This window comes from Geminocystis sp. CENA526 (assembly GCF_050753365.1).
In the GTDB taxonomy this organism is placed as follows: Bacteria; Cyanobacteriota; Cyanobacteriia; order Cyanobacteriales; family Cyanobacteriaceae; genus Geminocystis.
On sequence record NZ_JBLZFY010000012.1, the window covers coordinates 1 to 12,656 of the forward strand.

The window sequence follows — 12,656 nt, forward strand, 5'->3', positions numbered from 1 at the left end:
CTTTCAAAGAGAGTTTATGAGTGTGAAAATTGCGGTTTAAAGATCGATCGTGATCTGAATGCTAGTATTAATTTGGAGTTATATCCAACTACCGATAGCTTGTCGGAAAGTAAAGCCTGTGGAGAGTCAAACCAACTTAATGGCAAGTCTATTAGGGATTCGGTGAAGCAGGAAGTGAACGTCCATCCCATGAAGAGTGGGAACTTGACTATTCTTGATCAAGTTTGAGTAAGTTTCATAGAGCGGCAAAAGAGATTCCTTATTATGGCGTAAGCCATTAGTTTTGGGTACTAACACTATCTCTCGCCCTCTTTATCATTCAAGGAGTTTGAAATATGAATAAAGCAACCTTAAGATTATTTAATACGATCGAAGTTAAAGATAGAGAAAAGAAAAATTTATCTGAGTCAATATTACTGAGAACTATTCCAAATGGTTATATTCTTGAAAATACGATCGAGCCTGATGAAGATTTACTGGAGATAATTGAAAGTGTTGTCGGTATTTCAGGGGTTAAAGCCAATTCCGCCTTCCATAAATCATGGAAAATAATTCAAGATTCTTGGATGGAATCATTAGTTACCCAACAAATCATTCACTACATTACTACCTATGGTTTTGAAAGACTAGGTATTTATCGAGAAGACGCAGTTTATATCCCCAAAGAAATATTAGAATTACCAGCTATTACCGATGATATTCCGTTGGTGATAATTAAAGCCATGACAGCAGAGGAAATTCTTGAGCAGATTATCTATTTAGCCGATGGTATTGCCTTAGCCCAAGAAACCCTCGATGATATAATGGAAATTATCAAAAGTCATAACTTCAATGCTAGTTTTGTTGAAAAAATAGGCAACCGAGAATTAAAAGCCTTATTATATGACTTTTATGGCATTGTACCATCAGAACCTATAGAATTTTTGCGTCATTTGATCAGTAAATTAACCGATGAATCTTTGCTAATAAAAAATAAATATCTTATCGGTAAAATTAAACAATCTAACGGCAAATTTTTAGATACTTTACTAAAAAAAGCTCCCGATAATTTAGCTTCAATTTTCTTTCGCTTTAAGCCATTATTCTTAGCAATGAAATCAATTTCCAGTAATAAAAGATATTTTAATCAACTAAGAAAAAAAGCGAATAAATTACATAAACCTCTCCCCGTTGACTATCTAAATAATGTCACCAGTCAAATAAAATATGAAAAATTAGACTTAGAAACTTTAGCTCAAAAAATCAAAAAAGCAACCATTTTCCGCAAAATTCGTCTCGCTTATGCCTTAAAATACCGCTTGGATATTTCCGATTCGATCGTTTATCGAGTGAGAAATGGTAAAGGTTGGGCAACAGAATTTGATTTTGAATGGTGGTATATGGTTAAAGACAAAACCCAACAAGCCTTAGATATTGTCATCAATTCCATTGTGGAGGATTTGAAAAAAAATGTTGAGGGCAAAACTATTTATATTCCCCATAACGTTCATTATGCTTTACCCGCCACAGAAAAACAATTCACAGGATATTTTCCCACAGGTACTTATGTTACCACTACTGAAGATATGATTGTCGGGATTCATTGGACAAATACGAAGAAAAACAGAGTCGATTTAGACTTATCTGTGATAGGAGAATCAGGAAAAATCGGTTGGGATGCGGATTATTATTCGGAAAAAAAAGAAGTTTTATTTTCTGGAGATGTCACAGACGCACCGCCTCCTAATGGTGCATCTGAGCTTTTTTATCTCAAACAAGCACAGCAAGAAGCTCGAATTTTAATGGTGAATTATTATAATTTTATAAAAGGAGAAAAAGTTGAGGCTAAAATTTTAGTCGCACAGGAAAAACCGAATAACTTTCAGCAAAATTATATGGTAGATGTAAATAAAATTATTGCTTCTGCTAATATAACAATTAGTAAAAAAGAAAATATTTTAGGAGTAATTGTTAATATTAATGGAGAAAATAGAGTTTATTTTGCAAATATAAATATTGGTAATTTTATCACATCTAGTTATAATTATCAGTCAATGAAAGCCCGACAATATCTTGTCAGTAAGTTAGTTAATTCTCTTGATTTTAATGAAATTTTAATAACGGCAGGAGCAAAAATTATCGATAAAATACCAGATAATAAAGAAGAAGAATATATTAATCTTTCTCCAGAAGCATTAGATAAAACAACAGTTATGGCTTTGTTACTCTGATATATACCATTTCTCGTTATATGGATTTAAGTGAATTTTCTCCTAGTCTTACCTTCATCGATAATTTTATATCGAACTCAGGTAATACTTATCTATGCTAAAACAGGTTGTAAAGTAGATTCACTTTTTTTTTGCATTTTGAGGTTAGACTTACGACAAAAAATCTCACAAGAATTATTCGGACTTTCAATTAACTTAACTTTATCAAGTTCCGCTCCCAACTTTTTGATAGGTTCTTGTAATAATTGAGCAATATAAACAGCAATATTTTCCGCCGTAGGTACAACTTCCGCAAAATAAGGAATATCTTTATTTAAGAATGTATGATCGAAGGGTTCAACTACATAGTCATCAATCACTTTTTGTAAAGCAACTAAATCAATAATCATACCCGTACGACTATCCATTTCACCCGTTACTGATACTTCTAAATGATAATTGTGTCCGTGTCCATTAGGACGTGCGCATTTACCATAAATTTCGCTATTTTCTTCAAAACTTAACTCAGGTAAAGCCAAACGATGAGCCGCGCTAAAATGAGTTTGAACAGTTAAAGTGGCTTCCATATTATTTCCTTGATAATTAACCCAAAGTTGTGGATGTTCGTATAATTGTATATCTACTAAGGGTAGATAAGGGGATAAACGCTCCCAGATTACTCTTGCAATATTTTCGGTGGTAGGTAACGTTTGTTGAAACTCTACCCAAGTATCATTGAGATAACTATAATCTAGTTGACTGGTAACTTCCTGTTTGATGACTTTTTTCACCTCAGAAAGATTTTGCACCATGCCATATTTGTCTAACTCTCCAATGATAGAAACGTATAAGACGTAATTATGCCCATGCCCCGGAAAACGAGCATTTGCCCCAAAACGGCTATAGTTTTCTGCTTCTGATAATTCTGGCAACCAATAGCGATGACTGGCGCTAAATTTCGCTCTCCGATTGACAATACATTCCATAAACCAATACAGTTTTTGTTTTTTAATCTTTTTCTAATGTACCATGTTTTTATCGATCGAATTGAGCTTTTAAATGGATATTTTATTGTACATTAAGGGCAGAAAATAATTAAATTTTAGTAATATTTTTTCAATAATGAGTATTATCACCGTTACAACTCAAGCCTTTAATGATCAAAAACCGGGTACATCTGGATTACGCAAAGCCGTTACGGTTTTTCAGCAACCCCACTATTTAGAAAATTTTGTGCAGTCTATTTTTGACAGTCTTGAAGGAATCACTGGACAAACCCTTGTATTGGGAGGCGATGGTCGTTATTATAATCGTCAGGCTATCCAAATTATCCTCAAAATGGCTTCAGCTAATGGTATCGGTAGGGTGTTAGTGGGATTAAATGGTATTCTCTCCACTCCTGCGGCTTCTGCTATCATTCGTAAAAACCAAGCCTACGGGGGAATTATTCTTTCGGCTTCCCACAACCCCGGTGGTATTGATGGAGATTTCGGCATTAAATATAATATCAGTAACGGTGGACCTGCTCCCGAAAAAGTCACTGAAGCGATTTTCGACAAAACTAAAACTATTACTCAGTATCAAATTTTAGAGTCTGCTGACATCAATTTGGATCATGTAGGCTCGTTTAAGTTAGGTACAATGGATGTGGAAGTCATCGATTCTGTACAACCTTATCTTGAGTTGATGGAGTCTTTGTTTGATTTTGACTTACTGCGAAATATGCTCTCTAAGGGAGATTTTGCTATGTGTATGGACTCTTTACACGCTGTTACAGGTCCCTATGCTAAGGCAATTTTTGAGGACAAATTAGGGGCAAAAACTGGCACTGTAATTAATGGTGTACCTTTGGAAGATTTTGGAGGTGGACATCCTGATCCCAATCTCGTCTATGCTAAAAGTTTGGTTGATGTTTTATTCAGTGAGAATGCACCTGATTTTGGGGCGGCTTCCGATGGTGATGGCGATCGAAATATGATATTAGGACGTAATTTTTTCGTTAATCCTAGCGATAGTTTAGCCGTAATTACCGCCAATGCTCATTTAGTGAAAGGATACAAACAAGGTTTAACGGGTGTAGCTCGATCGATGCCCACCAGTGGTGCAGTGGACAAAGTTGCGCAGAAATTAGGCATCAACTGTTATGAAACCCCCACAGGATGGAAATTTTTTGGCAATCTTTTAGATGCCGATAAAGCTACTATTTGTGGGGAAGAAAGTTTCGGCACGAGTTCTAATCATATCCGAGAAAAAGATGGACTTTGGGCAGTGCTTTTCTGGTTAAATATTGTGGCAGTAAGAGGAGAATCTGTAGAAAATATAGTTCGATCGCACTGGAAAGAATACGGGCGGAACTTTTATTCTCGCCACGACTACGAAGAAGTAGCCACCGAAGGAGCAAACGCATTAGTAACCCATGTCAGAAGCCAATTTGAGACATTAAAAGGTAAACAATTTGGTAATTATACCGTTGCCTATGCCGATGACTTCAGCTACACTGATCCAATAGATGGTAGCGTCACCACTAATCAAGGTATTCGTATTGGCTTTACTGACGATTCGAGAATTATCTTCCGCTTATCTGGTACTGGTACGAAAGGAGCTACATTAAGAGTTTACCTCGAAAGCTACGAACCCGATGTGAATAAACAAGATTTAGACACTCAAGAAGCACTAGGGGAATTAATCAATATTGCCGAAGAAATTGCTCAAATCAAGAAATTTATCGATCGTGATGTACCCACCGTCATTACTTAGGGATTGACTCATAGTATTTTGATGGAGATAGTGAATAGTTAATAATGAATAGTTAATAGTGGTTACTGTTAATTCTTCATTCTTCATTCTTCATTCTTCATTCTTCATTTCTATTGACTACGGGTAAAAGATATGGTGTTTAAACTAATGGATTGCCCTTTACCTATATACCCATATAAAAATATTCTCACTAATCTGTTTTGCTCATTATCTTCATGAAGACAAAATCGAAACCCCCCTTTTTCATCCTTCATATCGCCATAAACATCTAAATTTCCCGTCCAATTGACACTATCTTGTGTACAAAAATTATTTTTATCTGTAACTGGATTTGCCTCTTTTTTGCCCAATAATCCATCGGCTACCACAATCCAATTTCCTTGATTATTAATGCCACAGTCAATTTTTCGCCGTAAAATAGCAGGTTTTAACCATATTTGGGGAGATGTACCACTAATATCCCGAAGTCCATAATAAATTTTAGGACTATTCGTACACCCTGCCCTTAATGGTGTGTTATTAGGATAGGTTAAGACTAAACAATATTCAGAGTCCACACCTGAAGAATTACAAACTCCTGTACCCACTTTTTCTTTGGTTACAGACTTTGCCCCTTTGATGTCTTCTTGCAGATAATTTAACGCTTTGATTAATCCAGCGTGGCGTACGGTTTTTGATTCTACGTCTTGATTCGCTCTGAGTAAATTAACGAATCCACTAGCGGCGGCGGTTAAAACTATACTTCCCATGACAACGCCACTCAACAATTCTGTAAATGTTAAACCTTGTTGTGACGATCGATCGGGGAAAATTTTTGTCATTACCATGATTGTTTGTTTCATGGCTTTATTTCTCCTAATACTGAATTTTTTGATTAATTCATAGACAATCCTTTCAATTATGTTATATTATTAACTAATATGATGTTAGGATAATTACATTTTGAAAAAAAATCCGATATAAGTAAATATCATGGCTTTTAACTACCTAATGTCTTGTGACGTATGTTTAAATTTAAGCCATGTTTAGTACCTGAGTACTTTAATATTTACTAAAATCGGATTAAGAAAAAGTCTATATTTACTTATCAGTAGCAAAAGATGATTTTATGCAGTAACTACTGAGAAATTTTAAAATTTCTTTAAAAGGCAACAGGTGAGACTTCTCAAAAAAATAAAAATATCACAAAAAAACATAGAGTTTGATTTTAAATTTGACCAAATGTCAATTTTTTGACACTTAAGTATTGCGTCTTTATTTTCAAGTAATTAATTATTTTAATTCTTACTTTTTAAGTTGATAATTTACAGCCATTCAAAAAATAATTTATTTTTTAGCCCTATATTTATTTTCAGAAAAAACAATTTAAAATATACTCAAAATATTATATTTTAGGGAGATGATTTATATTCTAATAAGTTAAATTCAAATAAATATTTAATCTATATATTTAATCCATAAAAACAATATTCACAAAAATTACAGTTTTTATTACCAATAGTATAAAAATAACTATATAATTTCGATGTTAATTTTACATAAAATTTATAATTAAAATCAGTATTCTTACTGATAGAATCAGGGATTAAAATGTTTATACTGTTAAAATAGCTCTGAAAAAAAACAGTATAAATGCGGGGGTGGGGTATTTTATGCACCTGAAAAAAGAATTGATATTTAAAGTTTTTAAAAGTAGAAAAAAAACTGGTTATACCTTATTAGAATTACTCTGTTTAATGACTATCATGGGAATCATTGGAGTATTAACAGCCCCTCGCTTTTTATTCAATGAATCTAAAAGTGCCAGTGATGGGCGTAATCAAATAAAGGGTATTTTACAACAAACCAGAGGAAGGGCAGTATCTACTACTTCCGCCATGAGAATTAAACCAAGTCCGAATAGTGCAACTAATAAGTTTGCCGTAGAAATCGCTAATACTAGAGGCTGTGAATCCCTGACGAAATTAGCAGAAGATGTCTCTATTACAGATACAGACTTGAAAGTCTTAAAAGTTTATTCTACGAGGGGATTTGTGGTTGGCGATCGAATCAACGTAGGAAGTGAAGACGATAACGAAATAATAGCTATTGACACTACCAATTCTACCATAACTTTAGGAACAGCATTAGGTTCTGATCAAAAAAAAGATGCCACTGTGGAATTGTCAAATAACTGGAGGGCAGATGGCACTTTTCAAGAAGACGATATAACTTTACCAAATCAGGCTTCTTTTACAGCAAATGTATCTAATTGGATGCTGTGTTTTAACAGTAGAGGAATTGCTTATATTTTCGATAATGAAGGTAATTTGAAACCTAATTTAACCTTGACTATTAGTAATAACAATAATGAGGACACTATAACTATTTTGCAAGGTGGAGCTATTGAAACTAATTAATATTAATTAAAAAATTAAACTTATATGATGAAAAATTATCGGCTCAAAAAATTAAAATATCCAGTTTTAAGTAAAAAAAAGAACTTAGAAGGAGGATTTTCTTTTTTAGAAAGTATCGTCGCTATTTTAGTTTTAAGTATGGCTTTTGCCTTTAATTTACAGTTTTTAGTCTTTTTAAAAATTGAGAATTTAAAACAAGAAATACAAACGGGTGCAGTATCTTTATCTAAAGAAATTTTGGATGATATAAGATACCGACTCAGTAATAACATCGGGGGAGTTACTTCAGGGAAAACCCAGATACTGAATAAAAATTCCTTTGGATATGACTACAATGCTGATATATATGTATGTCATACTGAGCCAACTTTAGACGCTCAAAATACAGTGACAACTTGTCCTACTACTACGGATTCCAATATCAGATACATCGTCGTTCAAATATTAGATAAAAACAGAAACAATGAAAAAGTTTATACAGTTCAAACTATATTTACAACTTTACAGCAATAAACACCAAAAGTATGGATTCACCATGCTAGAGGCGATGGCAACTTTATTAATCGGTAGCCTTATTCTGGGTTTTGCCTTTAGTGGCTTTTTGAGTGCGCGACAAATCTTTTTGAGTGACAGGGCAAAAGTGGAAGCGAATCAAAGACTAAGAACTATTTTTACCACGATCGGACCTGACATTCAACAAACGGGAGAAGGGTTAGTTTCTGATCCAAAATTACCTGCGATCGAAATTACGGAAGTAACCATTCCTGATAGCACGGAAAAAACCTCAGAAATCATCGTGAGAAAAGCCGTATCACCCTTATTTTTAAATCTTTGCACAGACATAACAGCAAATACAACAAGCTCTCCTAACGTAATTGATAATAGTGATCCTAACGACAACTTTTGTAAAGTTAATGATTTTCAACCTATTGACGGTTGGCCCGATACTCTCAAAAAATGGCGAGATTTAAGACAAAGTAATGGGGATACACTTTATGCTTACATTTATGATCAAAATGGTGGAGGTGAATTTTTTGATTATACGGGGGAAGAAATCCTCGATGAAGACGGAGAAGATATGACTCCTTCGGTAGATACACCTCCTCATACCGTGAATCTGACAACGAATAACCATACTTGGACTCGTGAATATTTAGAAGGGAGTGTTATTTATCTGATAGATGAGCGGAAATATCGAGTTGTGAATAATAATCTGCAACTGGTGTTAAACAATAGCCAAGTATTAGACATTGTTGAGAATGTTGATAAATTAGACATTACGGTTACTTTACAAATAGAGATGGGAGGAACAGAGTATGTTTGTCGAAAAATTCCGCCCACAGTTTCGGGTGATTGCACTCCTAATTTTCCTACGGATACTGAATATTCTTGGGCGCAAATCAAAAGTATTAACGTTACAGCAAAAATACTACCCGGTGAAGATACCAACTCTACTACGGCAGGGGTTTTACAAGAGGAAGATTTAAGCCTAACCCAGAAATTCTTCCCTCGTAATCGTCTCAGTTTTTAATTTTATTTTTAATAATTTATTTTTCTTACCATTTTTAATCACTATGAAAACCATCGATCGAAATTTCCGTCAAAAATTCCTCAGTTTTTTACTCCAAAGGAAAGCTAATCATCAAGAAGGTTATGTGCTAGTTTTAGCCATTGGTGTTGTTGTCGGTTTAGCAGGATTAGTGGCACTATACGCTCGAACAAGCCGAGTCGAAAAATATAGCAATACCGCTACGGTGGACAGTAATAGTGGATTTTATGGGGCAGAGGCGGGATTAAATTTAAGGGCAAATAAACTCAGGGAAGTCTATTTAAACTCTGAGCAACCAAAAGGAACTTCCCCAACTTCTACTACCGCCTGTTTTGATGATGATACGACCAATGATGGTACTCTTGATTTTAAATGTGACAGATTTGAAGTTCCCTCTGCTGATCCTCGTCGGGGTAGTGGTTCGGTGACAACCTATGTTGTACCAATTAATAACGGAGAAGGTTCGATCGGAGTTGTACCGAGGGGCAATGCTTTTCAGGGTTTAAATATGGTTGAATATGGTCATTCCATCTTCTCTTTAGCCTTTAAGGACAACAATGAAGCCACTGCTCAAGGAAAACAAGCGGTTGCTATTTTACAAATGGATGTGAAAAGTCGTTTAATTCCCATGTTTCAGTTTGCGGCTTTCTATACAGGAGATTTGGAAATCTTACCCGGTCCAAATATGACATTATCCGGACCTGTTCACACTAACGGTGATTTATATTTAGGCAGTGATAACACTTTAAGAATTAGAGGGCAAGTCACTACCGTAAGAGATATTTTTAATCGGAGAAAAAATAATAATACTACCTATCCTGATGGTAGAGTCCAAATTGATAACAGTGTCGCTACAGCCTTAAATTTATTATTTAATGGTACAGGTAGCACAACTCAAACTACCAATGCCATGGATCCGACTCGCATCAGAACCGCTTGGGGTACTCAAGTACAAGTAAGAACGGAAGCTCCTGTTTCTATCCCTACTCCCAGTATTTTAACCACCAGTGGAGACTATTATATAAATGCTGATATTCGCATCAAGTTTAAACCCCAAGCAACAGCAACAAATGGTAATTTTAACTATCTGAAAAACAACATACCTTTTGAAGTGACGGCGATCGATCGAACCAGTAGTACAGGTCAAGCTCTAAGTAGCCCTGTGACGAGAAATTTTACGAATCAACAATTAGCTAGTTTTTATCAACCAGTAATGGTTGGTGCAGATTTAGCCGCCATTCCTAGCACTTCTCCCTATCATATCTGTACCCCCGCAACCTTATCAGGTAGTTTAGCGACTTGGTGGAATGGTTTAACCGCCGTACAAAAAAATAACTTTAGGGAAGAAGCACAAAAATACATTCAAGAACAAATCCAGTCTCAAGATGCCCCCCTTCGTTTTTCTTTCATGTCTTTACCCATCAAAAATGTTAGAAATCAAAATACCAATTTATATGGTAGTTTTGCCACAAATACAGCTCAATTAAGACAAAATAGTAAATTACAACAGGCTTTTACTAATCAAAGCGAAAGAAATCAAGCTACTAATAATTTAGATGACATGACGGCTCAACAAATAGCTGGATTGTCACAATATGATGCTAGTAATAATCCTATTCCTAATACTGCCCGTTGTTTTATCGGAGCACCAATTACAGAAATCGGTCGAGATAATGCCAATCATTTATCTTTCTATCGTTTCTTTAATAACAGAGAAAACCGAGATATGCGTTTATTACAGCTAAATATTCAAAGTATGGCAGTATGGAATCGAGACGGAGTTCATCTTACTACTGGAAACAATTTAGCTTCTGCTAATGGTTTACTTTATATCAAAGCGCCTGCCGACAACAATGCCCCTGAACATTCTTTTCAACGTCTTGGTTTAGCAGCCATTGACAACTCTCAAGGAGGAATGGTTCTTCATGCTACGATCGATGGTGTAACTTATCTTAATGCCGCTACGAATGCAAGTCGCTATGGTTTTGCGGTGATCAAAGGGCAACAATTATTTGGTTTAGCTGAAACTGCCACTTATCCCGATCCTACAGGATTGACGATCGCCACGGATCAAGCCATTTATCCTCAAGGAGATTATAACAACGTCAACAAACAACCAGCCTCTTTTCTAGCAGACACTTTTAATCCCCTTTCTAATGCTTGTATTATCGTTGCCGATAGTGCAATTAATCGTGCCAATAATGCGAATTGTAATCAGCTCAATGGAGACGCTATTACTCCCACAGCCACTGTATTTAATGCGGCGGTGTTAGCAGGTACGGATGTCACTAATGGAACATCCTATAACGGTGGTTTAGAAAACTATCCTCGCTTTTTGGAAAATTGGGGAGGGACTCTTTGGCAATATAGAGGATCATTCGTCAGTATTTCTACTCCTTTACGCTCTAATGGTAACTGGAGTCATGGTGGAAATATTTATACTGCACCCCAACGGGATTGGGATTATGATCAAGATTTTAATAATCCTCTCAATTTACCCCCTTTAACCCCTCAATTTGTATCTTTAACACAGGAATCTTTTATTCGTAGTTTTGAACAATAAAGAAACAAAGCAAAGGTTTATCCTATATTGTCTAAGATAAAGTTTTTAAATTGCTTGAAAAGTTGAGGATTACGCCAACCTTTGTTTACTTCTTCTTCCATAATCTCTAAAGATCGATCGAACGAGTAAGATGGTTTATAGCAACGTTCATTAATCAGCGCATCATAAATATCTACCATCTGAAAAACTTGGGCGAGATAGGGAATATTGTCTTGGGATAATCCATCGGGATAGCCTGTGCCGTTCCATTTTTCATGGTGATGACGAATAATTGCTAGTAAATTTTTTCGACTACTCAAGGGTTGACAAATTTGTTCACCGATAATAACGTGTTGATGAATAATCTCTTTTTCTTCATCGGTGAGGGGTGTGGACTTTCCTAAAATATGCTCTGGAATGCTGATTGTACCTATATCATGGAGATAGGCTGAAGAAATTAAATCTTCTATATCTGTATCCGATAGTTGTAAATATTGCCCGAATTTCATGGCTAAGTTAGCTAACTTTAAGGATGATTGACAACGGTTGATCGATCGTTGTTCAATAGCCATAGCAAGGGTAAACAGTACTTTTTGAGTTTGATTTAATCCTTCATTGAGGCGTTTTTGCTGACTTAGATTGTTCAGTTTCGGATATAGACAACTAGGTTCTAAAGGTTTTAAGATTACTTCTTCTATACCTATTTTAAGGGCTTGTTGCCATAAGTTTGGTTCATCGGAAACAGACATTAAAACAATAGGGATTGATTTGGTTTGAGGTTGTAATTTAAGCATTTTTGCCACTTCAAAACCGTTAATGTCTGGCATAAAAACATCCATCAAAATTACGTCGGGTTGATGTTGAAACGCTAATTCCATCACCTGACGACTATCCATACATTCGATCGAATCATAACCTTTATATTTGATTAAGTCCACAGCTTGTAATAAACTTAAAGGTTGATCATCTACTACCATAATTTTTGTAGGGGTAGAAACCGCCGTCAAAAATCTTTCTTGTCGTTCTAATGTTAGGATATTTTGATAGTTACTCATGACACACAGCTTATGGTAATAATGGGTTAGATTATTTTTCAGACTTTTAACTATTACTTTCAAAAATTGTTTGAATTGCCTAAGTTCTGATTTTCTCTATAGCTATATAGTTCACCATTTCAGCTCGATCGACCTCAGTTAAAATACGCAAATTCAGGTTAAATA

Annotated in this window: 10 protein-coding genes; 7 read left to right on the plus strand and 3 right to left on the minus strand. The window is 35.2% G+C overall.

The window, feature by feature from the left end:
- Together ACN4EE_RS05345 and ACN4EE_RS05350 are read left to right on the plus strand one after the other, a co-directional pair.
- The coding region (locus ACN4EE_RS05345; RefSeq protein ID WP_431705377.1) for a zinc ribbon domain-containing protein at positions 1-228 on the plus strand (228 nt) is incomplete at its 5' end.
- A 107-nt stretch (positions 229-335) separates the two neighbouring features.
- Positions 336-2,210, plus strand: a complete 1,875-nt coding sequence (locus ACN4EE_RS05350) for a hypothetical protein (protein WP_431705378.1) — start codon at positions 336-338, stop codon at positions 2,208-2,210.
- Between the two features lie 92 nt (positions 2,211-2,302).
- Here ACN4EE_RS05350 and ACN4EE_RS05355 read toward each other — a convergent pair whose 3' ends face one another.
- Positions 2,303-3,175 (minus strand): 6-pyruvoyl trahydropterin synthase family protein, encoded by an 873-nt coding sequence (locus ACN4EE_RS05355; RefSeq protein ID WP_431705379.1) that lies wholly within the window; start codon positions 3,173-3,175, stop codon positions 2,303-2,305.
- A 136-nt stretch (positions 3,176-3,311) separates the two neighbouring features.
- On the opposite strand from ACN4EE_RS05355, the gene ACN4EE_RS05360 reads away from it, so the two are divergent.
- The gene (locus tag ACN4EE_RS05360) at positions 3,312-4,946 is read left to right on the plus strand and encodes an alpha-D-glucose phosphate-specific phosphoglucomutase (protein ID WP_431705380.1); all 1,635 of its coding nucleotides are present in this window, start codon (positions 3,312-3,314) and stop codon (positions 4,944-4,946) included.
- A gap of 110 nt (positions 4,947-5,056) precedes the next feature.
- On the opposite strand, the gene ACN4EE_RS05365 is transcribed toward ACN4EE_RS05360, so the two are convergent.
- The gene (locus ACN4EE_RS05365; protein ID WP_431705381.1) at positions 5,057-5,788 is read right to left on the minus strand and encodes a PulJ/GspJ family protein; all 732 of its coding nucleotides are present in this window, start codon (positions 5,786-5,788) and stop codon (positions 5,057-5,059) included.
- 810 nt (positions 5,789-6,598) lie between these two features.
- On the opposite strand from ACN4EE_RS05365, the gene ACN4EE_RS05370 reads away from it, so the two are divergent.
- Genes ACN4EE_RS05370 through ACN4EE_RS05385 form a run of 4 tightly spaced genes read left to right on the plus strand, consistent with a single transcriptional unit; the run spans position 6,599 to position 11,457 of the window.
- Positions 6,599-7,345, plus strand: coding sequence for a pilus assembly FimT family protein (locus tag ACN4EE_RS05370; protein ID WP_431705382.1), 747 nt, complete (start codon positions 6,599-6,601; stop codon positions 7,343-7,345).
- Between the two features lie 24 nt (positions 7,346-7,369).
- Positions 7,370-7,858, plus strand: a complete 489-nt coding sequence (locus ACN4EE_RS05375) for a type IV pilus modification PilV family protein (RefSeq protein WP_431705383.1) — start codon at positions 7,370-7,372, stop codon at positions 7,856-7,858.
- Positions 7,809-8,876 (plus strand): hypothetical protein, encoded by a 1,068-nt coding sequence (locus ACN4EE_RS05380; RefSeq protein ID WP_431705384.1) that lies wholly within the window; start codon positions 7,809-7,811, stop codon positions 8,874-8,876. The genes ACN4EE_RS05375 and ACN4EE_RS05380 overlap by 50 nt, the downstream gene beginning before the upstream one ends.
- A 43-nt stretch (positions 8,877-8,919) precedes the next feature.
- Positions 8,920-11,457 (plus strand): hypothetical protein, encoded by a 2,538-nt coding sequence (locus tag ACN4EE_RS05385; RefSeq protein WP_431705385.1) that lies wholly within the window; start codon positions 8,920-8,922, stop codon positions 11,455-11,457.
- Positions 11,458-11,474: 17 nt separating this feature from the next.
- Here the strand turns inward: ACN4EE_RS05385 and ACN4EE_RS05390 are convergent, their stop codons facing one another.
- Positions 11,475-12,491, minus strand: a complete 1,017-nt coding sequence (locus ACN4EE_RS05390; RefSeq protein ID WP_431705386.1) for a response regulator — start codon at positions 12,489-12,491, stop codon at positions 11,475-11,477.
- Between the last annotated feature and the right edge of the window lie 165 nt (positions 12,492-12,656).